General features: G+C 43.1%; 17 protein-coding genes. 14 read left to right on the top strand and 3 right to left on the bottom strand.

The genetic code is table 11. The features are described from left to right. Positions 1 to 179 precede the first annotated feature (179 nt). The 4 genes from mnmE to ABYU67_RS06340 all read left to right on the top strand — a co-directional run bounded on the left by mnmE (position 180) and on the right by ABYU67_RS06340 (position 4,459). On the top strand, positions 180 to 1,631 hold the full coding sequence (gene mnmE, locus ABYU67_RS06355) for a tRNA uridine-5-carboxymethylaminomethyl(34) synthesis GTPase MnmE (protein WP_372844163.1): 1,452 nt from the start codon (positions 180 to 182) through the stop codon (positions 1,629 to 1,631). Between the two features lie 93 nt (positions 1,632 to 1,724). Then, positions 1,725 to 2,183, top strand: a complete 459-nt coding sequence (gene nrdR / locus ABYU67_RS06350; protein ID WP_011514769.1) for a transcriptional regulator NrdR — start codon at positions 1,725 to 1,727, stop codon at positions 2,181 to 2,183. Positions 2,184 to 2,280: 97 nt separating this feature from the next. Continuing rightward, positions 2,281 to 3,336 carry a bifunctional diaminohydroxyphosphoribosylaminopyrimidine deaminase/5-amino-6-(5-phosphoribosylamino)uracil reductase RibD gene (ribD, locus tag ABYU67_RS06345; protein ID WP_372844162.1) on the top strand — a complete coding sequence of 352 codons (1,056 nt, stop codon included), beginning with the start codon at positions 2,281 to 2,283 and terminating at the stop codon, positions 3,334 to 3,336. 451 nt (positions 3,337 to 3,787) lie between these two features. Continuing rightward, entirely contained in the window at positions 3,788 to 4,459 is a 672-nt protein-coding gene (locus ABYU67_RS06340; protein ID WP_372844161.1) for a riboflavin synthase, read from the top strand. Positions 4,460 to 4,522: 63 nt separating this feature from the next. Here the strand turns inward: ABYU67_RS06340 and ABYU67_RS06335 are convergent, their stop codons facing one another. After that, positions 4,523 to 7,471, bottom strand: a complete 2,949-nt coding sequence (locus ABYU67_RS06335) for a response regulator (protein WP_372844160.1) — start codon at positions 7,469 to 7,471, stop codon at positions 4,523 to 4,525. 275 nt (positions 7,472 to 7,746) lie between these two features. Between ABYU67_RS06335 and fmt the strand changes: the two genes are divergently transcribed. The 8 genes from fmt to ABYU67_RS06295 all read left to right on the top strand — a co-directional run bounded on the left by fmt (position 7,747) and on the right by ABYU67_RS06295 (position 17,932). Further along, positions 7,747 to 8,832 (top strand): methionyl-tRNA formyltransferase, encoded by a 1,086-nt coding sequence (gene fmt / locus ABYU67_RS06330; protein ID WP_372844159.1) that lies wholly within the window; start codon positions 7,747 to 7,749, stop codon positions 8,830 to 8,832. Positions 8,833 to 8,900: 68 nt separating this feature from the next. Beyond that, positions 8,901 to 10,481: a transcription antitermination factor NusB gene (locus tag ABYU67_RS06325; RefSeq protein ID WP_372844158.1), complete on the top strand. Its 1,581-nt coding sequence runs from the start codon at positions 8,901 to 8,903 to the stop codon at positions 10,479 to 10,481. A 41-nt stretch (positions 10,482 to 10,522) separates the two neighbouring features. Then, positions 10,523 to 11,944 (top strand): threonine synthase, encoded by a 1,422-nt coding sequence (gene thrC, locus ABYU67_RS06320; protein WP_372844157.1) that lies wholly within the window; start codon positions 10,523 to 10,525, stop codon positions 11,942 to 11,944. A 291-nt stretch (positions 11,945 to 12,235) separates the two neighbouring features. Beyond that, positions 12,236 to 13,369, top strand: coding sequence for a LysM peptidoglycan-binding domain-containing protein (locus ABYU67_RS06315; protein ID WP_372844156.1), 1,134 nt, complete (start codon positions 12,236 to 12,238; stop codon positions 13,367 to 13,369). A gap of 54 nt (positions 13,370 to 13,423) precedes the next feature. Then, complete coding sequence (dprA, locus tag ABYU67_RS06310) at positions 13,424 to 14,659, top strand: DNA-processing protein DprA (protein WP_372844155.1); 1,236 nt, start codon at positions 13,424 to 13,426, stop codon at positions 14,657 to 14,659. A 98-nt stretch (positions 14,660 to 14,757) separates the two neighbouring features. Then, entirely contained in the window at positions 14,758 to 15,402 is a 645-nt protein-coding gene (locus ABYU67_RS06305) for an L-threonylcarbamoyladenylate synthase (protein ID WP_372844154.1), read from the top strand. Between the two features lie 135 nt (positions 15,403 to 15,537). Next, positions 15,538 to 16,497: a TIGR01777 family oxidoreductase gene (locus ABYU67_RS06300; RefSeq protein ID WP_372844153.1), complete on the top strand. Its 960-nt coding sequence runs from the start codon at positions 15,538 to 15,540 to the stop codon at positions 16,495 to 16,497. A 358-nt stretch (positions 16,498 to 16,855) separates the two neighbouring features. Continuing rightward, complete coding sequence (locus ABYU67_RS06295) at positions 16,856 to 17,932, top strand: metallophosphoesterase (protein WP_372844152.1); 1,077 nt, start codon at positions 16,856 to 16,858, stop codon at positions 17,930 to 17,932. A gap of 32 nt (positions 17,933 to 17,964) precedes the next feature. On the opposite strand, the gene ABYU67_RS06290 is transcribed toward ABYU67_RS06295, so the two are convergent. Further along, on the bottom strand, positions 17,965 to 19,446 hold the full coding sequence (locus tag ABYU67_RS06290) for an alpha/beta hydrolase (RefSeq protein WP_372844151.1): 1,482 nt from the start codon (positions 19,444 to 19,446) through the stop codon (positions 17,965 to 17,967). A gap of 607 nt (positions 19,447 to 20,053) precedes the next feature. Between ABYU67_RS06290 and grpE the strand changes: the two genes are divergently transcribed. Continuing rightward, positions 20,054 to 20,653 carry a nucleotide exchange factor GrpE gene (gene grpE, locus ABYU67_RS06285; protein WP_372844150.1) on the top strand — a complete coding sequence of 200 codons (600 nt, stop codon included), beginning with the start codon at positions 20,054 to 20,056 and terminating at the stop codon, positions 20,651 to 20,653. A gap of 256 nt (positions 20,654 to 20,909) precedes the next feature. Then, entirely contained in the window at positions 20,910 to 22,853 is a 1,944-nt protein-coding gene (gene dnaK / locus ABYU67_RS06280; RefSeq protein ID WP_372844149.1) for a molecular chaperone DnaK, read from the top strand. A gap of 82 nt (positions 22,854 to 22,935) precedes the next feature. On the opposite strand, the gene ABYU67_RS06275 is transcribed toward dnaK, so the two are convergent. Next, positions 22,936 to 23,748 carry a methyltransferase domain-containing protein gene (locus ABYU67_RS06275; protein WP_372844148.1) on the bottom strand — a complete coding sequence of 271 codons (813 nt, stop codon included), beginning with the start codon at positions 23,746 to 23,748 and terminating at the stop codon, positions 22,936 to 22,938. Between the last annotated feature and the right edge of the window lie 25 nt (positions 23,749 to 23,773).

Genomic DNA, 23,773 nt, shown 5'->3' with positions numbered 1-23,773 from the left:
TTATGTTCCTTACATCATGTCTACTCTCAATGCGCACTTAAATTTACGCTATATTTGCTCAAGTGCTATTGAGTAAGAGGGAGCGTAGTTTTTCATAAGGCTATAGCGCTCATTAAAGATTGCTTTGTCAGTGTGCGTTAAGCCGTCTATAATGGGGTTTTTAGTTATTGAGAGTGCTTGTGGATACCCAAGAGTTGGCGTTAGCCGTCCCTGAGTCATCAAATAATGCTGGCTTGTCGAGTCTACCGACCATTGCGGCTATTGCTACGCCACTTGGGCGTGGTGGGGTCGGAGTGATACGTCTGTCTGGTACGCGTGCGTATAGCATTGCTTGTACGCTGACGGGTAAGTCAGCATTTAAACCGCGCATGGCAAGCTTCTGCCGGTTTTATCAAGCAGATGGTACGGTCATCGATGAAGGGCTGGTGCTATATTTTAAGGGTCCGCACTCATTTACTGGCGAAGATGTGATTGAGCTGCAAGGTCATGGCGGTATGATTTTGCAAAATCAGTTATTGGCGCGCGTCTTTGAATTGGGCGCAAAACAAGCCGGTGCTGGAGAGTTTTCGTACCGTGCTTTTGATAATGATAAATTGGATTTGGTACAGGCAGAAGCGATTGCTGATGCTATTGATGCTACCAGCGCTGCCGCTGCCAGTAGCGCTATTCGCTCACTTAGCGGTGAGTTCTCACAAAAAATTAATCAGCTACTTGAGCAATTGATTCATCTGCGTCTACATGTTGAAGCAGCGATTGATTTTCCCGATGAAGAAGATGTCGATTTTTTATCAGATGGTGTGATACAAGATAAGCTTGAACAGACAAAAGCCAAAATCCAGCAGGTTTTAGCAACGGCTAAGCAAGGACAGCTATTACGTGACGGTATTCATGTGGTATTGGCAGGCAGACCAAATGCGGGTAAATCAAGCTTGCTTAATCGTCTAGCTGGTCAAGAGCGCGCTATCGTGACTGATGTGGCAGGTACGACGCGTGATACCTTACAAGAAACTGTGGTGCTCAATGGCTTGACACTACATTTGACTGATACGGCAGGCTTGCGCGAGACAGAAGATACGGTCGAGCGTATCGGTATTGAGCGCGCACGGACAGCGATTATTCAGGCTGATATGCTGCTGATGGTTTATGATGTTACCCGTGATCTTGAAGAAGAAATCACCCCATTACAGCTCGCTGAGCAGTTATTTGGTGAGCTACCAGAAGCCAAGCGCTTACTAATTATCGCCAATAAAAGTGATTTGTTGAACAATAGTAGCAACCAAGAGATCACTGCTATTTCGCAACAACAGATTCATAATCGTGGTTATGAACAAGTGAATGTTTCATGTGAAACAGGCGCAGGTATTGATGAATTAATTGAAACTCTGTGTGCTAAAGTAGGGTTTCATCCACCTGAAAACAGCTTAATCGCGCGGACGCGTCATCTAGATGCGTTAAGAAGAACGGCTGAATATTTGGCAGAAGCTCATGAGCAGCTAACCGTGTTTAAAGCTGGTGAATTAGTCGCTGAAAGCTTGCGTCAAGCGCAGCGTAGTTTGGGGGAGATTACGGGCGAATTTAGTGCCGATGATTTGCTTGGCAAGATTTTTGGCAGTTTTTGCATCGGTAAATAATCTTATTTACGGTTATCAATATGAATAATATAGCGGTAAAGATAGGATGATAACTGGTTTAATAGTGCTTCATATAAAGACAAGGAAAGCCGTATGCATTGCCCTTATTGTAATGCGTCAGAGACAAAGGTAATCGACTCACGTCTTGCTGCTGAAGGCGCGCAAGTGCGTCGCCGACGCTCTTGTAATAGCTGTCAAGAACGCTTTACTACCTTTGAGGTGGTGGAAGTGGTGATGCCGCGTATTATTAAGTCCAGCGGTAAGATTGAGCCTTACGATAATGATAAATTGCGCCGCTCGATCTTATTGCCTCTACAAAAACGTCCTATCACTATCGATGAGCAAGAAGGGATGATTAGCCGAATTGAAAAACGCGTTCGGCAAATGGGTGAGCGTGAGGTCAGCAGTAAAGTACTTGGCGAAATCATTATGAGTGAGCTCAAAACGCTTGATGATGTGGCTTATGTGCGTTTTGCTAGTGTGTATCGTGACTTTCAGGATATAGATGCTTTTCATCAAGAGATTGCCAATATACGCCCTAATGAAAAATAACATTGAGTTAAGGTTTTGGTGATTGTGAGTTTCTTACTTCTGTTTAGCAGCTTCGCCTTTCAATCATAGTGACCAATCATTTAATAAGCCCATTTTTATGTCAAATTTAGACCACTCTCAAAATGCAAAAGACCGCTATTTTATGATGCTTGCTATTGAGCAAGCAAAGCTTGGCTTATATACCACCAGACCCAATCCTGCTGTAGGTTGTGTCATTGTTCAAGCAGAGGAGGTTGTCGGTCAAGGCTTTCATCCTAAAGCTGGTCAGCCGCATGCTGAGGTATTTGCTCTAAAAGATGCTGGTATACGAGCAGTAGGCGCTACCGCCTATGTCACGTTAGAGCCTTGTAGTCATACTGGGCGTACCCCGCCGTGTGCAAAAGCGCTGCTAGAGTCTGGCGTCATACGGGTTGTCGTTGCTGGGCTAGATCCAAATCCGCAGGTTGCAGGTCGCGGGGTACGGTTGCTACAGGAAGCAGGCATTGAGGTAACGGTTGGCATCCTTAGCGCTCAGGCAGAAGCGTTAAATAAAGGTTTTTTGAAAGCCATGCGTACTCAAATGCCGTATGTCAGGCTAAAGATTGCCACCAGTCTTGATGGTCGTACAGCGATGGCAACAGGAGAATCCAAATGGATTACAGGTTCTAGTGCTCGCGAAGACGTACAAAAACTACGGGCGCAAAGTGGTGCTATTATTACCGGTAGTGAAACGGTTATCGTCGATAATCCACAGTTGAACGTACGCTCTAGCCAACTGGGTATCACGCCTGAACAAATTTTACATCCTAAAGTGGTGATACTCGATAGGCGAGGGCGCTTACAGCACAATCTACAATCGGATTATCAGTTATGCCGACGTATTGACACGCTATATTGGCGCGAAGAAGGTTTAGTTGAATTACTAAAGAGTTTGGTGAGTGAGTATCATTGTTATGACGTCTTAGTAGAAGCAGGTGCCAGTGTTGCTGGTAGCTTCTTAGAGCAGCAATTGGTAGATGAGCTGATTGTATATCAAGCGCCATGTTTGCTTGGGCAACAAGCGCGTGCGATGGTTGATATCAATCCTTTATCATTGGCTCAGCAGCTACGCTTTACTATTCAGGGTCATGAGCAGTTTGGTTCAGATCTAAAACTAACGTTATCGCCGATATGATTTTAACTGATTGTCCAGTCTGTCCACAAGATCGAAGAGAATTCATGTAAATGGGGATAAAAAGCAGCTAATGATCTTGGTTTCACATGAAACTGTGTATAACTTTGTTTCACATGAAACGACTTATTAGGGTTTATAGGTATTTACCTCATTAAATATTATTTAAATCAATAACTTAGATTCTTGCAACTAGTCATATAGATATTATATACAAATAATGGTAATTGTGGATAACTTGTTAATAACTAAAGGTTTCCTGCTTAACGATAGAGGTTGTTTGTCACTTATCCACAACTTATCCCAAGATATATGTCATAGCGTATGTGTATTACTAATAAAAGCGGTTTTTGTTATATGTTAGCAAGATATTAAGTGAAGCAGTCTTATTAACGATGTATTTAGACGACAAATACTATCTACAATGAAAATCAAGCAATGATAAGAGGTTGATATGTTTACCGGAATTATAGAAAGTGTAGGAAAAGTTAAATCGATGCAGCCTACAGGCGGTGATATACGCTTGACCATAGAATCACATGACCTAGACTTTAGTGATGTCAAGCTTGGCGACTCGATTGCTTCTAACGGTATCTGTCTGACAGTAGTAGACTTCGGTAGTAATCATTACTCTGTCGATGTTTCACGTGAAACGATAGCGCGAACGGCATTAGAAGATCTAAAGCCCGGTCATCTGGTCAATTTAGAGAAGGCGATGCTGCCAACCACACGTTTCGGTGGCCATATCGTCGCAGGTCATGTTGATGGCGTCGGGGTAGTCAGTAAGCTACAAAAGGATGCGCGCTCTATTTATATCGAAATTGAGATACCAAAAGAGTTGGCACACTATACCGCGACCAAAGGCTCGATTACCCTTGATGGTATTAGCCTTACCACCAATCTAGTACGCGATAATATCGTCTCGCTCAATATCATTCCACATACCGCGCAAGTGACCAATATTGCTCAGCATTGGCTGATAGGATCTAAGGTGAATGTAGAGGTAGATATCGTAGCCAGATATCTAGAGCGTCTATTAAATAAGTCGCAGGGAAACAGTGACAATAGCAGCCCGCAGAGCAGTATTACCGAAGCTTTTCTAGCAGATAATGGTTTTATGAAATAAAGGACCTTTGCTACAACAGTCTTACCCTGCTGAGAATTTTATATCATGAGACTCTAATGTTTTTTAGGGTTTAATCAGCGCTGCTATAACTTCTTGTAGTTTATCCTTATTGATAGGTTTGGCCAAAAACTCATCCATCCCGACCGCTAAGCATGATAAGCGGTCGTCTTCAGTATTGTTCGCTGTTAGAGCAACGATAGGGATATCATCGCCTTGCGCTCGAATCGCCTGAGTTGCTTGCAATCCATCCATCACCGGCATTCTACAATCCATCAAAATAAGATCAATCTCTTGACGCTGCGCTTGCAGCATGTCTAATGCCTGCTGACCATCTTCTGCCACCACACTACGATAACCAAGTTTGGTGAGCATTTTGCAAGCGATTTTTTGATTGGTGGGACTGTCTTCTACCACCAAGATCAGCGGCGCAACAGTTTTAGTAGGCATAGCATCTGCTGATGCTATAGCGCTATCGCTATGCTCAATATCTGCTGCTTGTTTGAGCGTCTGTCTGCTAGAGAGTGATAAGCGTAATAGCTCAGACAATAATAAGTTTGCATCCAGTGGTTTGGTTAAAAAGCCATCACACTTATCTAGGAGCATAGAAGCAATGCGGCGCTCAGATTTCATACTGAGTAATATCTTTGGTAGCGAAGTATTGGCCAATAGATGATTTAAAGTATGCTGTCTATCAATATTGGTAGACACTTTATTGATAGACACTTTGTCTTGTAAGTGCTGCTCTTTTATTTGCTCTTCTACCAGATTTGTCTCTGTCATTTCTTCATCTGTTATCTCTGGTTGATTGGATAAAGCAAGCGTAATGCTTTCATAATAATCGTAGTCGAGGAGCAATATGGGCACGAGTGTACCCTGATTCTGTATCAGTTTGTCGCTGAGCTGCTGTAGGGTCATGCTATCAGTAGACTCAAAAATAGTGAGGGTGATAGATAAATAAGTACATAAGCGTCTTAGATGTTCAGCCGCAAGGGGCTGATTGATAATAGCGATAAGATGTAAGCGCGTTAGCTGTTGATTAAGATGGTAGATAGGTTGATAGTCTGGATTTCGACAAGGCAGATAAAGATCAAAGGTGCTACCAATATTAGGTGTGCTATGCAGCGCTATAAAACCGCCTAATAACTTAGCAAAACTATGAGCTGTTGTCAGTCCTACTACATCGGCTTGCGTCACTTGAGTATGCATGCGGCTGGCCGTTTGCAAGTCACTGGACAGATCTGCTGGTGAGTTTTTTAGAGTAGACATCTGACTAAAATAACTGTGCAACTGATCTCTTTGGGTTACCTTTACGCCAATACCGCTATCTTGGATACGAAAACGAATCCAGTCATGCGCTGGGTTGGCTTTTTTGTTGGTAGCATTAGGCAAGGGTTTGTTAGGGGCGCTGTCCGTTAAGTCATCAATCGACATGGGGTTCTTAGCAGGTAGCTGTTCGTTATGTAAGGCTTCAATCGTCAGTACAACATAACCTGAACTGGTATATCTAATCGCGTTATCGAGTAAGTTACGTAAGATTGCTTGCAGACGTTTATGATCGGTATCGATGAGGCGAGGGCAATCAGGGGCAAAGAAATATAGGAGCTCAAGTCCATGCTGTCTTGCATCTTTTGTCACTAAATGACTGACGTGCTGCCCTATTTTATAAATGTCGACCGTTTTGATATCTAAACGCGTCTTTCGAACCTCGATCTCTCCTATATCCAGCATCTCATTAAGCATAATGAGCATGGCATGACTGGTTTCAATCAAAGTAGTGACAATTTGATGTTCTTTGACAGTCAAAACGCTGGTATCAATTGGTTCTAAAGTGTCAATCATGGCTTCTAATGGCAGCCGTAAGTCATGACCCATCGTTGATTTGAGCGTGTTAAATTCACTAAGTTGTCGCTGTATTTCTATATTTTGTTGCTGTAACTGGGTATTTTGGCTCACCAAATCATTGACATTATTCAGTAGTACGGTAAAACCCTGTACTTGACCGTGCTCACCAAACCACGGGGTAATATGCAGTTGATACGCTTTTTTATTGGCCAGCCCATATACCATAAGCGTACGTGTCACACGAAGATGTGTCAGTTGTTGCAGCAGTAGCTGGATAGAGTCATCTTCAGAAAAGACAAAATCTGTCAATTGGTACTGACGATCATTTTGAAAGGCAGTCGAAAATACTTGCTCAAAACGCTGATTAAAAAAGCTAATCTGACCCTGTCTCATAATCATTAGCATAGGCAGCGGGGCGTGATCAACCAAACGTTCTAGGCGATGCTTTAGAGTAGTAATATAGCGGTGATTATGATGCAACTGGTAATTAATACGACTAAGCGCATGACCCAATTGCAAAAATTCAGGCGTAGATTCTTTGCTGACAAACGGCGGCGGCGTATAAGCGTCTTTTGCATGACGGCTTAAATTATCGGTATAAAGCAGCAACTGCTCCCAATTGGCGTGGCGCTTTAGGGTATAGAGCAGTGCCAAAGTAAAAAACATAATGGCGGTCATTAAAGGCAGCCAATAGCGATACGATACCCAGTTAATATCGAGCGGCTTATGACGCAAGATGGTATAGAATTTATGCCCGCTTCTAAGCTCAATGGTGCCGACCAGTTTATTGTTGGATAAAGTATAGGTGCTATGAGTATGCTTATTGGATAATAGCGCAGTCTCATTACTTGGAAGCATGAGGCCAGTAAACTCAGGCTCATCCGCTTTAGTATGATAGTAAATATAAGTTTGACCAGAGGGCATCATAAAAATCAGCTGATAACTGATTCCTGCCAAAAACGGCTTTTCTACTATCTTTTTCACAACAGGGTTTATAGGATTATTAAGCTCAGAAACCTGATACTGCAAGGTATGAAAAACCTCTACACTGTGCTGCTTGCTATCGTTTTTCATCTCATGAAACAGGATGAAGTAATACAACAATAACATCGCAAATAATGTCAAAGTATAAAAAGCCAACAAGCGTTGCAGAGACTGAAACTGTGGCATAAAGGCATGTCCCTACGTCAGCATGATAATACACAGTGAATTTAAGAGGATTACGTTAAATTTAACAACCATTTTTATGACTAGGCTAGGATAAATCAATACAATCTATCGATAGCTTAATAATATACAACATCGTGAAAAATGATACTGAGTCTTATTACTATTATAAAAATAATAAGACGCATTAGTAGCGTTCGATTGTGGCTATGACAGCCATGGCACAACGTAACAAACTCACCTATAATAGCTTTATTACTTATTAATATTATTGAACTATGACGACACTTGCTTCTAAATCCGATTCATCTTCTAATCTAGATAATCCTACATCAGGCTCTACTGAGTCATTGAGAGTGGTGTTTGCTGGTACGCCTGAGTTTGCTGCGCTAAGCCTTGAGGCGTTAATCAAGCAGCAACAAGCTCTTAATATAGATATTGTCGCGGTCTATAGCCAGCCCGATCGCAAAGCAGGACGGGGTCAAAAGTTAACAGCGTCTGCGGTAAAGCAAGTGGCATTAGAACATGGTATTGCGGTTGAGCAACCTCTCACCTTCAAAAAATCCAGTAGTGAGGGAGTGACGGCACGTGAGACTCTACGTGGCTATCAGCCAGATGTGATGATTGTCGCTGCCTATGGATTGATTCTTCCTATTGGGGTTTTAAATACGCCAACCTATGGTTGCCTAAATATCCATGCCTCATTGTTACCACGTTGGCGCGGTGCGGCACCTATTCATCGCGCCTTACTGGCTGGTGATAGTGAGACTGGCATTACCATTATGCAGATGGATAAAGGGCTTGATACTGGCGATATGCTTTATAAAGTCAGTGCTCCTATTAAAGCTGATGATACGGCCGCCAGTCTACATGACAAAATGGCTGAGCTTGGTGCAACCGCTATTGTTACCGTGCTAAAAGATTTACTAAATTATCAGGTTCAGGCTATAGCACAAGATGACAGCCAAGCCAATTATGCTGAAAAACTAGTCAAAACTGAAGGTGAAATAGATTGGTCGCAGTCAGCTACTCTGATTGAACGACAAATTCGCGGCTTAACCCCATGGCCCGGCGCTTATACCTTTTTAGCAGGGCAGCGCGTCAAGATATTGGCCAGCTTACCTGTTAATAACACTCAAACAACCGATAAACCAGCAGGAACGGTCATTAGTGTAGGGCGCAAGGCAGTCTTAGTCGCCTGTGGTCATGACAGCAGTATTGATAATAATGTTGACACGCCGCACGCCAGTACTTTATCGATTACTCAGCTACAATTCGCTGGTGGTAAACCGATGACCGCCGAACAGCTCTGTCATGGCAATCAGCTCAATGATGGCGACCAGTTTAGTAAAGAAACGAACTGATTTTATTTACTTATATCATCCAAATCGCATAAGACGCTAATGATTAGACGTCAAGGAAATTCAATTTAATGAGACAAACCAGTACTGCGCCAAGAAACAATAAGCTTAAACCATCAAGCAATCTTATCATGAATGGTAGCGTCCGCGTCCGCGTCATTCGCACCTTGATGGCGATTCAAAATGGTCAGTCGCTAGCAAGCGTCCTTGATCCGCTATTAAATAGCTTACATGACGGCGATAGAGGGTTTGCCCATACGTTGTTGCTCACCGCATTGCGCCAGTGGTATGCCCTTGAGCGTCTACTCGATAGTCTGGCTGATAACCCTATTGATGAAAAAGAAGTACGTACGACGATTCAAGTCGGTTTAACGCAGCTGCTCTATTTGCAAGTAGCGGATCATGCGGCGATTCATGAAACGGTTGAGGCGGCAAAAGAGATTGAGTTTGCACATGCGACGGGTCTAATCAACGCCATTTTGCGTAAAGTCGCTAAAAACCCCAGTAAGTTTCGTAAGAAATGCGATAAAAAACACAGCTTACCCAATTGGCTTGCCTATCAGCTTAAGCAAGATTGGAGTGAGCAGTATGATGATCTGATGCAGGGTCTACGCCAACCTGCGCCTATGTTCTTACGCGCAAATACAGCGATGACTTCGGTAGAGGGCTATCAGCAGGCACTTGATGGGGCAGAGGTTGACGCAGATTTGGTTGAGCTAACGAGCGGTTTTAATTTGCCCAACTCGCTAGATACAGCTGCTGCTAGTCCTATCTCAACCAAAGGCTTGAGACTACATCAAAGCACCGCAGTCAATGCTTTACCGCAATTTGCTCATGGGGCGGCAAGTGTGCAAGACATGCATGCTCAGCTTGCAGCACCGCTTATCCATAGCGCGCTACTTAATAAGCTGAGTGTCAAAAACGATGAAGCAGCCGATGATATAGATTCGAATAACACTAATAACAGCGAGATTCGTATTTTAGATGCTTGTGCAGCGCCGGGTGGTAAGCTTGCTCATTGGCTAGAATTAATCAGCTCAGACGAGTCTTCGTTGTTTCACGTGAAACAAGATGGTGAGTCGGTTCCTCGAGTTTTGAAAGTGAAGATTACTGCCATCGATAATGAAGCGCCGCGTATCGAACGTATTTATGATAATTTACAGCGCTTGAGCTTTAGTCAGCACGACTTGCAGCAAGCTGAGAAAAATATCGAGCTCGATATTGTCTGTGCTGATGCGACCACATGGCAAGGGGCAGGTAAGAAAAAGAGTAAGCTTGTATTTGACGCCATATTATTAGATTCACCTTGTACGGCGACTGGTGTCATCCGTCGCCATCCTGATATCAGTATCTTGCGTACTGAAGAAGACGTTGAGCAAACAGCACTGTTACAAGCGGATATCTTGCATAATCTATGGCCACAGCTTAAAGTTGGTGGTTATTTATTGTATGTCACTTGCTCTATTCTAAAGCAAGAAAACGTTGAGCAGATGCAGGATTTTATGACTCATTATAGTAATGTAGAAGCCATTGAATTTAGCGATGAGTGCAATTGGGGTATCGAACAAGCGATTGGTCGTCAGTGCTTGCCAATTGATAGTCTGGGCGGCGACGGTTTCTATTATGCCTTGTTGCACAAAACTGCTGAATAAACTGTTTTAATTAATCATCTCATTATGGACAGGACAATCTAATGAAATATATCAGTACCCGTGGTCAGACAGCGCCGATGGATTTTAGTGAGGTGTTATTAATGGGTCTTGCACCAGACGGTGGCTTGATGTTGCCTGAGCACTATCCAAGTATTGATAGTGCGACGCTGACTGAATGGCGTACGCTCAGCTATCCACAGCTTGCGATGGCGATTATGCAGCGCTTTGCCACCGATATTCCTGCAGCTGATTTGCAAGATATTATTGAGCGTACTTATACCGCTGAGGTATTTGGTTCTGATGAGATTGTCCCTGTCCGTAAACTTGAAGACAATTTATACATTCTAGGCTTATCAAACGGTCCGACATTGGCATTTAAAGATGTTGCTATGCAGTTCTTAGGCAATGCTTTTGAATATGTGCTTAAAAGAAAAGACGCGCGTATTACCATCATCGGTGCGACCAGCGGTGATACGGGTAGTGCAGCAGAATATGCACTGCGCGGTAAAGAAAATATCGAAGTCTTTATGCTGTCACCGCATGGCAAAATGAGCGAATTCCAGCGCGCACAGATGTATAGCTTGACTGATAAAAACATCCATAATATTGCCATCGACGGTATGTTTGATGATTGCCAAGATATTGTCAAAGCACTGCAACAAGATGCCGAATTTAAAGCGGCTTATAACTTAGGTACGGTCAACTCGATTAACTGGGGTCGTATCCTTGCGCAAATCGTTTATTATTTTAAAGCCTACTTTGCGGTTACTACGAGCAATGATGAAAAAGTCAGCTTTAGCGTACCGTCAGGAAACTTTGGGAATATCTGCGCCGGTCATATCGCGCGCGAAATGGGTCTGCCAGTTGATCGTCTAATCGTCGCGACCAATGAGAACGATGTCTTAAACGACTTCTTTAATCAAGGTGCGTATCAGCCGCGTCCGACCACCAAAACCTATATCACCTCAAGCCCCTCAATGGATATCTCTAAAGCTTCTAACTTTGAGCGTTTTGTTTATCTGTTATTAGACAAAGATAGCGCCCGCGTCCATGAATTGTTTGAGGGCGTAAAGTCTGGTCAAGGTTTTGATTTGCCTGATTTGATGGAGGCGGTCAATACGCGCTATGGCTTTGCAGCAGGTAAGTCGACCCATAATGATCGCTTACAAACCATTAAAGCGCTTTATGAGCAATATGGCGATTTGGTCGATCCGCACACCGCTGACGGCATCAAGGTTGCCAAAGAATTACAGCGCGAAGGTGAGGTGATTGTTTGTGCCGAAACTGCATTACCGGTGAAATTTGCCGATACCATCGTCGAAGCAATAGGTCACATAGATATTGCACGTCCAGCGCATACCGAAGGCTTAGAGAGCTTACCGCAGCATGTGGTAATACTTGATAATGATGCTGAATTGGTCGCTGAGCAAATTCGACAGCATGTGACGCCAAATCCTGTTTAATAAGCGCTTTCTTAGCTATTTTTTAATGTGGCTATCCAGTTTAAGGTTACGCTATTGTAAAAGAGTGTTTATGATTGTGTTATGGTAGATATAATTGTAATATTAGAAATCGTGTCGGTAGCTTATCGGTTTACCAGACGCTTTTTTAGCAATCATACCTGTCATTCATATCAGTCGCTAACACTGAAAGCTGCTCTAGAAACGTTATAATAAGGGACTATAAGTTGTTATCTTTTCTTTATTATTGTTTTTAAGTAAAAGTAGAATAAATCAACTTAAGTTGTCTTAATTATGGCGCTACCAGCGTTACCTATTGTGGATATAACCATGAAGATGAGCTTAAAAAATATAGCAAAGGCCCTGTTGGTTACGACTTTTAGTGGTGCACTGCTGATGAGCACTGCCCACGCTAACAATCCACCGCCCACTATTAAGGCTGATGCGCCCAATCGCTATATTGTTAAAAAAGGCGATACATTGTGGGATATATCAGGACGTTATCTAGACAGTCCATGGCGCTGGAAAGAGATTTGGGCAACCAATAAGCAAATCAAAAATCCCCATCTTATTTACCCTAATGACGTTTTGATTTTATGCGTCATACAAGGTAAAACCTTGATAGGTGTTGATACAGGCGAGGGCTGCGCAGGTATTGAAAAGCAACTGACCGGCAATGTGGTTGCGACAACTGTCGCGGTCACCTCGGCTGTTAATAGTATTCCGCCTATTCCATGGTCTGCGATTCAGCATTGGCTTGATAAGACATTGATTGTCAATCCGCAAGACTTTAATACCACACCTTATATACTAGCTTCCAAAAAAGGCAACTTGATTACAGCCAGTGGCGATAAAGTATATGCTAAAGGTGTGCCGCTCATCGTTGGACAGCGTTATGGGGTCTACCGCGAGGGCGAGATGTATGTCGATCCCAAAACACAAAAAGTCATCGGCTTAGAAGTCACACAGGTGGCGACAGGCTTGGTGACGTCTACCGAAACCAATGGTGTGACAAGCTTACAGCTTATCGATAGTTACGATAAAGAGGTTCGTGAAGGCGATCGGGTGTTTGTTGAATTAGACAATGCTATCCCGCCAGTATTTTATCCAACGCCTGCAACCGTCAATCGCGGTGGTATGATTGTTCGTGTAATGGATTCTATTAGCTCAGCTGCTAAAGGTAGCGTGGTTGCGATTAATTTAGGACGCGTACATGGTGCAAAGCCGGGTGATGTGTTGACTGTCTACCAGAAAGGCGCAGTGATACGCGATATCAAAGACAATGACACACCAGTACGTTTACCGAGTGAACCAAGCGGTATGGTAATGGTATTTAACAGTTTTGATCATATCAGCTATGCTTATGTGCTTGAGTCTGAGCTGCCACTGAACGTTGGTGATCAGCTATTGCCACCTCCTTATTTATAATACTGTCTCAAGTTTTAGCGAGAAGATCTTAAATAAGCTTATAAGAGTCATACGATGATGACGGTAGCTACCTTTATTTTATCAGATGAGCAGCGTGCAATACTGGCGTTGTGGTTTGAGTTAAACGCGTCATTATCATCCTATCATAAACTGATTCATCACTATGGTGGTGCACAGCTGGCATGGCAAGCTGGCGTCGAGTCGTGGCGTCAATTAGGGATTCATCATAGCCATTTAGCCCGTCATGAACATCCAGAGCAAACGCGCGCCAGCATCGACACCATTCAACAAGCATTGATAGAAGAGAAGTACGGTCTATTATTTGCCGACCAACCCAACTATCCTACTCAGCTATTAGGCATCTATGATCCACCGCCGCTGTTATTTTATCGCGGTAATAGTGAATTATTATGTTGGGCACAAATCGCTATTGTTGGTAGTCGTAAGCCCACGGCACATGCGCAAAAAATCACCTTTGATATAGCACAGTATCTTGCGCAGGCAGGCTACGTGATTACTAGTGGACTTGCTATTGGCGTAGATAAGCGCGCCCATCTTGGTGCGCTGGCGCAGACAGATGTCGCATTTCAAGGTCGTACAGTTGGTGTCATGGGCACGGGTATCGATGTGAATTACCCCAATCATCACGATAAATTATTTAGTCAGATTATAGAACAAGGCGGGTGTATTATCAGTGAGCTGTTACCGCATACGCTGCCACATAAGCATACCTTTCCCCGTCGTAATCGCTTGGTTGCAGGGTTGAGCCTTGCGACCATCGTCACAGAGGCGACGATTAACAGCGGCTCATTAATTACTGCGCGCTTAACCTCTGAGCAGGGTAAGCAAGTCTTTGCAATTCCTAGCCATATTGATAACGCGAATGCTGAAGGTTGCCATCATCTAATACGAGAAGGTGCGACCTTAATTTATCATCCCCAGCAGGTATTGGATGATATTAGTGTGCAACTACCAAGCCAACCTCAGCAGCAAACTGATAATCGCTCGAATCCTCAAAGTCTCAATCAGTCAGTATCTACACCACCTATTACTGGCAAAAAAATGATTAAATCTGAGCAAGTCAGATCTGAGAAAATCACAACAGTAGCCAGTATTAGCATACCTGAGCACCTAATACCCTTATTTGACAAATTAGATTGGCGCGGTCAAGATTTGGACGCGCTTATCCTTGTGACTGATCTTGCACCCGCTCAATTAATTGGGCAGTTAATGGAGCTTGAGTTATTAGGCGCAGTGACGGTCCAAGGTGGACGCTATTCGCGTGTTTAATTATACTTATGGCGTCAAATATTCTTATAGCGCTGCATTGCTTGTAATATAGATATACATCACTTCTTTTCATCCTCTTTGTTCTAAAGGCGTTGTTTATGTCCTTATCTACCCCTCTTATTACTGATTCCGTTATCCAAGCAGCGACTTGGCTTAAAAAAGGGCAGCTACTTGCTTACCCAACCGAAAGCGTGTGGGGCATTGGTTGTGACCCGTTCAACAAGCAAGCGGTCATGCAGCTACTTGCTATCAAGCAGCGCCCTATAGAAAAAGGGATGATTGTGGTTACTGACAGTCCTAGCCGCATTGCAGTTCTGCTAGAAGCTTTGAGCTTTGACCAACGTCAAAGGGTAATTGATAGCTGGCAAACGGATTCGAAAAATACTACCGCCAAACAAGCGCATACTTGGCTATTGCCTGTTTCACACAATCTACCGATTGCTATTCCATCATGGATAACCGGTGCTCACGGCAGTATTGCTGTACGGGTGATAGATCATCCACTGGTCAAGCAACTGTGCGAGCAAATGGTGTCTGTTGATAATCCCTATGGCTTTGTCGTCTCGACAAGCTGTAATCCATCAGGTCGTGCTCCTGCCCTGACGCTTAGCGGAGCACAAGATTATTTTTTACATAACAATGAAAGCTCAAACGCATATGTTGGATACCTTAAAGGTGAGACCTTAGGTTATCAGCTGCCAAGCCAAATACGTGATGCGTTAACAGGGCAAGTTATTCGCTAATTTGATAGTTAAAACTTGAGAGTACCATTTCTGCTCCGTGCTACTAAGCTCAAACGTCTACACTTATCCCCTTGTTTTCATAACGGTGTTTTTGTCACACTGATGAGAATATCATCTTTCATAAGGTTATCAGCGATGAATATTCTAATCAGTGGTGGTTCAGGGTTTTTGGGCAGTGCTTTGAGTGAAGCGATGCTAAAGCACTATCAAAAGACGGATAAGAAGTTACAGATTACTTGGCTAACTCGCGATAGTAATCAAGCACATCCTCGTGATGTCACAATGATGACCTATGATGAGCTTGCCAGCTCAGATACCTATTTCGATGTGATTTTAAATCTAGCGGGTGCAGGGATTGCGGATGCGCGCTGGAGTGACGACCGTAAAGAACAACTGCTAGCCAGTCGAATGCAACCAACAAAAGATATACTGGCATTTATGGCCCGCAGTCATGTAAAGCCAAAACTGTTGATTAGTGGTTCAGCGATTGGCTGGTATGGCAGTCAAGGCGATAAACCTTTGACCGAAAACAGTGGTTTTCAGGCCGATTTTGCCCATCAGCTATGTGATGATTGGGAGCGATTGGCGCAACAAGCGACTGAGCTTAGTGTGGCTGTGGCGATTGTACGCACAGGCGTGGTGATACATCCAGCAGGCGGTATGCTGAGCAAGCTTTTGACGCCATTTAAACTGGGCATAGGTGGGCAGTTGGGGGATGGTCAACAAATCATGAGCTGGATCAGCCGTGATGATTGGGTGGCAGCAGTGATATTTATTATAGACCAGCATCTTAACGGTAGCACCTATCAGAGTAATGATGCTACACAGGCCACTCACCATATACCAAGCAATAAAGGCGCAACGATTTACAATCTGACCGCGCCAAATCCTGTGACCAATCATGCTTTTACCAAAATATTGGGAGCATGGCTACATCGCCCAACTTTTTTCACTTTACCGAAGTTTTTACTCAAGCTGATGTTTGGTGAGATGTCGACTCTGCTTATCGATGGACAGAACGTATTGCCACAAGCTTTACTGGATGCTGGGTTTAAGTTTAAACATCAGACACTTAAAGAAGCTTTAGAGCAATAAATAAAATAAACAGGTTCGCCGTAATAAATAGAAATTACGATAGGTATTTTATCGATAAAAATAAGCATCTTGTTTCACGTGAAACAAGATGCTTATTTTTATTGGAATCATAGAGTCGGTTGTAGATAAAACAGATACATTGCATCGCATTGCAGAACAGGTATAAAATTTTCTGACATGATGCGCCTACGCCGACAGAAGCTGCGTAATATTTATCTCCGTTCCACTATCTCTTCTTCATACCGTAGAGAGTATAAGCAGATAAATATTGTCAGGTTTCAATAAACAAAAACTCTGTCGTCAATAGGTAAGAATATTGACGTACTATACGTGCGTCTTTGGCTGGTTAAATTCGATTATGTTGGTTTTTATCATAGGTACGCAATTATTGGCGTTGATGACAAGTATGATGTTTTGGTGGCTAATCAAACCAACACAGCGTGTTAGTCATCTCAGCTTACTCTTTAGCATTTTTATCATTAATAATATTTTTCTGATCTACGGGCTGAGTGAGTTTTGGCGCGAGCGTTTTCATGTTTATCTGGTCATTAGTATCCTACAAGGATTTATGTTGTACGCAGGCCTTATCAGCGCTGTCGTTGCTATTATTTATAACCAAATTCTCAAGCAAACACTCAATCCTATCGCCATTCGCGCATTTGCAGTGCTGACTTATATAGATATTGTCAGTTTGGCAGTCTTTAATGCTTATTCGCCCGTGGTTCATCAGCTGACGATAAAGACAGACAAAAACTTAGCCAAACCGATGAGGATTGCGTTAGTTTCTGATACCCATTTGGGCAGATGGTTCGGCAATCAGCAGATAGATAAGATGGTTACCCTGATAGATGAGCAAAGTCCTGATACCGTACTGATCGCCGGTGACGTCATGAATGACTCTACCGATGCTTATGATAAAACCAATATGCATGAGCATTTATCAAAACTGAGAGCGCCGCTTGGCGTCTATGCAACCTTGGGCAATCATGACTACTCTGGTAATGAGGTTGCGATTGCCAAAGCGATTGAGCGTGCCGGTATACAGGTCATTGATAATAAAAATGTCTGGTTAGATGATGCCGTCTTACTGGTTGGGCGCTCCGATGCTACAGACCCGAATCGCCCTGTTGCGGCAGATTTGATGGCTGATATCCAAACTGATAAACCAGTGCTATTTTTGGAGCACAGCCCTGAAGCTTTAACAGAGATACAGGACTTGCCTGTTGATTTGCACTTATCAGGACATACCCATGGCGGTCAAATATTTCCTTTAACGGTAGTATTAAAGTGGTTTACACCTTTGGTTTATGGTTTGAAAGAAGTCAATAGCAGCCAGTTTTTGGTCACCTCAGGCTATGGTATTGGAGCGGTGCCATTTAGGTTGGGCACGCGCTCTGAAATTTGGATAATTAATCTCATAAGTGCTCAAAGCTAATATTAATAAGCACTTAAGATATAAAGCACCCATTAAGCACTCAATAATGCCCGAGTTTTTATAATTTCTCGCACGAATCTCGCAAACCCTGTGATGATAAGCTGCGTTTCTTGCCCCAATCTTTGATGAACGCTCATAAAGTGAATAAAACCATGCGGCGCGCCAAGTACTGTATGGGTCTGTACCGCTATACCATAGCTCTTAAGCTTATTGGCATAAGCAAATGCTTCATCTCGTAAGACGTCTAATTCTGCAGCGACGACATAGCTTGGACAAACGTATCGATTGTCTCCCAGCATCGGTGACGTTAAGATATGCTGGCGGGGTAATGGACTGTTTTCTAAACAAGCCGTGTCAAAAACGGCGACGTCGGCATGGTCAAGCAGCAGACCTTCTCCATATAACTCCCAGCTTGGATAATCCGTTTCGATATCAGTCACAGGGTATAGCGGCATTTGTGCCATCGGATGGGGCAAGTTCTGCAATATATCAAATGTTTTCTGACCGCTATCACCCAGATCAAGCCAAGCGTCTTTATTTGGCGTGATGATTTGCTGAGCTATCAACGTCGACAAGCCACCGCCTGCGCTATCGCCTGCTAATACAATACGTGATGGCAAGGCACCAAACGCTTCACAATGTTCAGCCAGCCAAGCATAAGCACTGATACAGTCTCTTACAGCAGCAGGGGCAGGATGTTCGGGTGCCAAGCGATAATCAACGCTGACGACAGGCCAGCCTGTCTGCTCACATATTGCATGACAAAATTCATGGTGAGTATTAAGATCACCAATACAAAACCCGCCCCCATGAAAAAATAATAGCACGGTCTCATCAGGATTATTGGTTTGCTCTTTTTTAAAGCCAAAGCCTATATCCGCAGTTTCATTTTGATAGCAGCGAATGGTCATATCGCCGTCATCAGCATTAGCAATGGTCTTATCTTGCCAACGAATAGTGTTTTCAGACTTTTTAGCAAAAGGTCTGATAGGGTTGCGTAAAGTATCGCGGGCTTGCTGCCATACTTTTGGGGCTTGCATAGCAACGGCATCGGCAGCAAAGCGTTTGCGTAGCTCGGTCATCTCTATCGACTGTAAAGGCGTTTTAAGCTTACGATTGACGGCAAGTATCAAGCGCAGATGAGCATCGACATGCAAATACTGCTTTGAGGTAGGTCCATCTAAACACTTGATCAAGCTCTCAAGCACCGACGTTGGCAAGCAGCCAAAGCTCTTTATGGCATAGTGCAGTAGATGCGGCTGATAGCTGCTCATCAGATGGTGATCGAGTATCTTTTCTTTGATAGATAGGTTTTTAGCCTCGCGACTGTCTTGCAATTTACTGGCTTGCAACTCACTCTCTTGCAACATAGGCTCTTCTATATCTAGCATGTCAGCTGATATAGCGGCATCCGTGCTTTTGATATTCTTATCTTGTCCGCATGACATAAGATTTAGGGTCTTCACCGCTTTATTAAGTAAGGTGTTGACTGATAGTACTGTTGAATGAGACATAACACCCCTTAAAGTTGTGGTAAGTACTGCTTGATGGTCAGTACTAACTGTTGGTATTTGGTTGATATATGGCACCGATATAGGGCACTATGGAATAACTATGGTTAAACCCATGATAAGTATAGCAATTATAAAATAATCAGAAACTAAGTTGAGTATTTTTTGGTAATGCTTTAGGTAGAAAGCGTAAAGGATTGGGAGTAAATGACGACTTTTTGTACCTTTTGTTGGCGTCGCTGCTTATTTGTGCTTACTAAAGATCAGTTATGTGCTTATAAAAGGGATGAATAGCTGATTATTTTCTTTAATCTGCATAAGGTTTCTTGTAGAGAAGAAAAATTCCTCGTAATAGACTTGAAATTTTAGCTCACAGCCTTTATCAAGCAGCTATTGCAAGATAGTTAAAGAGACGACGAGTGACAGATTTTAAATAGGCGGTCAAGTAGGCAAGATAAGCCTATCAATCGTTAGTAATGCTACTCTCGACCACTCTAGATGAGTAACACATCCATTAGTAATAAAGGCACAAAGGCGCGCTACGCTAATTTTGTGCGCTATTTTATCCATATTATCAACCATTCATACTAAGAAATCTTAGGGAGCTATCATGAGCGAGCAAAATAACAACCATGAGTCGATTGATCAAAATGTATCACATGACAATATTGAACATGACGACAGTATTTTAAATGAGACCTTGCAAGAATTTGATCCACAAAATAATGAAGGTACAGAGAGCACGATTGCAAACGATATCGATTTAGATACGTTTAAAGCGCGTATCGCTGAGCTAGAAGGCGAAGTAAAACAAGCCAAAGAGCATACCGCGCGTGCCAATGCCGAAACATACAATGCGCAAAAACGTATGGAGCAAGAGGCGGATAAGAGCAAACGTTTTGCCCTACAGAAATTTGCCAAAGAGCTTTTGGAAGTGGTCGATAATTTGGAGCGTGCGATTGAGAACGCCAATGCAGACGACCCTGTTACTGAAGGCGTGCGATTGACCCATAAAGCATTGCTAGATGTACTGAATAAAAACGGCGTCGAAGTGGTTGAGCCACAAGGCGAGAAATTTAACGCTGATCTTCATGAAGCAGTCGGTATTGACCCAGAAGCACCAGCGGATACGGTAGGTACTGTATTGCAAAAAGGCTATAGCTTAAATGGACGTTTATTACGTCCGGCAATGGTACGTGTTGGACAGTAATTTAAAGACAGTCGTGTGTTTCAATCGTTATTAAATACTGTAGATAATAAATAAGCAGTATTTAACATGGCTAAACCTTAATATTAGTGAGGCTTTAACCAGAAAATCACAGAAAAAGGTTTTTTCATACTGTAAATGACTTGAAAAAATACATAAGCAAACCGATATAAAGCAACATGTGATCGAATAGGTTTATATCACCTAAGATCTGGATGCGTATATAGTTAATTCAAAAATAAATTAGGAGCAATTCATTATGGGTAAAGTTATTGGTATTGATTTAGGTACAACCAACTCATGTGTCGCAGTGATGGAAGGTGATAAAGTTAAGATCATCGAAAATGCTGAAGGTACACGTACCACACCATCGATTGTCGCTTATAAAGATGACGAGATCCTTGTCGGTCAGTCAGCGAAGCGTCAAGCGGTTACCAACCCAAACAACACCTTGTTTGCCATTAAGCGTCTGATTGGTCGTCGTTTTGATGACAAAGTCGTGCAAAAAGACATCGGTATGGTGCCTTATAAAATCGCCAAAGCTGATAACGGTGATGCATGGGTCGAAATAAACGGTAAAAAATTAGCACCACCACAAGTTTCTGCTGAAATCTTGAAAAAAATGAAAAAAACAGCTGAAGACTATCTTGGTGAAGCGGTTACTGAAGCCGTAGTTACTGTACCTGCTTACTTTAATGACTCACAGCGTCAAGCAACCAAAGATGCCGGTAAAATCGCTGGTTTGGATGTAAAACGTATCATCAACGAGCCAACAGCTGCCGCACTTGCTTACGGTATGGATAAAAAGCAAGGCGATAGCACCGTTGCTGTTTATGACTTGGGTGGTGGTACTTTTGACGTATCAATCATCGAAATCGCTGACGTCGATGGCGAGCAGCAGTTTGAAGTATTAGCGACCAATGGCGATACATTCCTTGGTGGTGAAGATTTTGACTCAGCGTTGATTGACTTTTTAGTCGCTGAATTTAAAAAAGAGCAAGATGTGAACCTAAAAGGTGACTCTCTTGCGATGCAGCGTCTAAAAGAAGCGGCAGAAAAAGCAAAAATCGAGCTATCAAGTGCCCAAAGCACAGAAGTAAACTTGCCGTATATCACAGCTGATAGCAGCGGTCCTAAGCATTTAGTTATTACCATCAGCCGCTCAAAACTTGAGAGCTTAACGGAAGAGTTGGTACAACGCACTATGGGTCCATGTAAGATGGCCCTTGAAGATGCAGGTCTAAAAATCGGTGATGTTGATGATGTCATCTTGGTTGGTGGTCAGACTCGTATGCCATTGGTACAGCAAAAAGTACAAGAGTTCTTCGGTCAAGAGCCACGTAAAGACGTGAACCCTGATGAAGCGGTTGCTGCTGGTGCTGCGATTCAAGGTGCGGTATTGTCTGGTGACAAAACTGACGTATTGCTACTTGATGTGACGCCATTGACACTTGGTATCGAAACCATGGGTGGTATCTTGACGCCTATCATTGAGAAAAACACCATGATTCCTACTAAGAAATCACAGGTATTCTCAACGGCTGAAGACAACCAGCCAGCGGTTAGTATTCAGGTTTATCAAGGCGAGCGTAAAATTGCGAACCAAAATAAACAGCTTGGCCGTTTTGACTTAACGGATATCCCACCAGCGCCACGTGGTATGCCACAAATCGAAGTAAGCTTTGACATCAACGCTGATGGTATCATGAACATCTCAGCGACTGACAAAGGGACTGGTAAAGCGCAAAGTATCCAAATCAAAGCAGATTCTGGTTTGTCGGACGAAGAAGTTGAACAAATGATTCGTGATGCTGAAGCCAATGCCGCTGAAGACGAGAAATTCGCCAATCTAGCACAAGTACGTAACGAAGCAGATGGTCGTATCCATGCGGTACAAAAAGCCCTAAAAGATGCGGCTGATAAAGTATCTGACGATGAGAAATCATCAGTAGAAGCGGCTATCTCTGAGCTTGAAGCGGCTGCAAAAGAAGATGATCATGAAGAGATCAAAGCCAAGCTTGAAGCATTAGACAATGCTTTCTTGCCAGTTAGCCAGAAGATTTATGCAGATAGCGGCGCTGGTGCAGAAGGTATGGATCCAAACCAGTTCCAACAAGGTGCGGATAATGCAGGCGAAAGCAATCAAGCAGACGACGATGTGGTCGATGCTGAGTTCACTGAAGTAGAAGACGATAAAAAATAATACTACTGCTAGTATCTAGTTAATAAAAAACGCATCCTTCGGGGTGCGTTTTTTTGTTATGAATAAGAGTACAAAATACCAATCATGCTTTAAAAGCGCTTATCATTAGCACATCATATGTCAGGTTGACATAAGATTGACCGTTGTCATTGACTTCAGAGAACTGTTGCCAATAGGCTTCCTCAAATTGCTTTAATAGAGATTTGGTCCATATAAAAGGTTTACGGCTACCACTTGATTGCTCTTGCGTTTGATTGGTTGAGACGCCCGTCTGCTTCATATGTTTAAGGACAGCGTAGGGATTGGCAAAGGGCACATCAAAGCGCTGAGTCGACCACTCAATTTTTTCAAACCCCGCCTCTTTTAGGGCTGATTGCCATTCATTGATTGCAGGATAATGTAGTCCTTGAGCTGTTAGTTGCTTAATCTGCAAAAAATTATCTGAGGTAAAGGTATTAAAAACCAATTGTCCACCTGCTTGTAAACAGCGAGCGGATTGTTTGACAAAATTAAGTGGGTTATCAAACCACTGGACGGCATTGGCGCTGATTATCAGGCTATGTCCTTTAGATAACTGAGTGGTTTCGGCATCGCCGATCAGTATGGTGGCTGTCGGTATGATCGATTGCAATATCGCCACCCGTTCAGGACACAGCTCATTGATAAACCAGTGCTGACTTTCAATATTTTCTGCCAACAAGCGCGTCATTTGACCAGTTCCTGCACCGATTTCTAACACACTTTTTTGCAGATTATGAGCGATGTTATTGAGTAAGTGCTGGCAGACCTGCTGTTGAATCTTAGCATGCTGGTCATAGTCATCAGCAGTGGAAAAATGACGGGCGATGGTTTGTTTTCTTGGGCTAAAGGTGTCCGGTATCGCAGGATTTTTCATATCGTTTATTACATCCAAATAAGTC

Source organism: Psychrobacter sp. (genome assembly GCF_041554015.1).
In the GTDB taxonomy this organism is placed as follows: Bacteria; Pseudomonadota; Gammaproteobacteria; order Pseudomonadales; family Moraxellaceae; genus Psychrobacter.
Note: the sequence above shows the minus strand (reverse complement) of the source record. Positions and strands in the feature narration are given on the sequence as shown.

Coding starts and splice junctions, on each gene's coding strand:
- nrdR (WP_011514769.1), top strand. CDS start 1,725: ATGCATTGCCCTTATTGTAATGCGTCAGAGACAAAGGTAATCGACTCA.
- ribD (WP_372844162.1), top strand. CDS start 2,281: ATGTCAAATTTAGACCACTCTCAAAATGCAAAAGACCGCTATTTTATG.
- ABYU67_RS06340 (WP_372844161.1), top strand. CDS start 3,788: ATGTTTACCGGAATTATAGAAAGTGTAGGAAAAGTTAAATCGATGCAG.
- ABYU67_RS06335 (WP_372844160.1), bottom strand. CDS start 7,471: ATGCCACAGTTTCAGTCTCTGCAACGCTTGTTGGCTTTTTATACTTTG.
- fmt (WP_372844159.1), top strand. CDS start 7,747: ATGACGACACTTGCTTCTAAATCCGATTCATCTTCTAATCTAGATAAT.
- ABYU67_RS06325 (WP_372844158.1), top strand. CDS start 8,901: ATGAGACAAACCAGTACTGCGCCAAGAAACAATAAGCTTAAACCATCA.
- thrC (WP_372844157.1), top strand. CDS start 10,523: ATGAAATATATCAGTACCCGTGGTCAGACAGCGCCGATGGATTTTAGT.
- ABYU67_RS06315 (WP_372844156.1), top strand. CDS start 12,236: ATGGCGCTACCAGCGTTACCTATTGTGGATATAACCATGAAGATGAGC.
- dprA (WP_372844155.1), top strand. CDS start 13,424: ATGATGACGGTAGCTACCTTTATTTTATCAGATGAGCAGCGTGCAATA.
- ABYU67_RS06305 (WP_372844154.1), top strand. CDS start 14,758: ATGTCCTTATCTACCCCTCTTATTACTGATTCCGTTATCCAAGCAGCG.
- ABYU67_RS06300 (WP_372844153.1), top strand. CDS start 15,538: ATGAATATTCTAATCAGTGGTGGTTCAGGGTTTTTGGGCAGTGCTTTG.
- ABYU67_RS06295 (WP_372844152.1), top strand. CDS start 16,856: ATGTTGGTTTTTATCATAGGTACGCAATTATTGGCGTTGATGACAAGT.
- ABYU67_RS06290 (WP_372844151.1), bottom strand. CDS start 19,446: ATGTCTCATTCAACAGTACTATCAGTCAACACCTTACTTAATAAAGCG.
- grpE (WP_372844150.1), top strand. CDS start 20,054: ATGAGCGAGCAAAATAACAACCATGAGTCGATTGATCAAAATGTATCA.
- dnaK (WP_372844149.1), top strand. CDS start 20,910: ATGGGTAAAGTTATTGGTATTGATTTAGGTACAACCAACTCATGTGTC.
- ABYU67_RS06275 (WP_372844148.1), bottom strand. CDS start 23,748: ATGAAAAATCCTGCGATACCGGACACCTTTAGCCCAAGAAAACAAACC.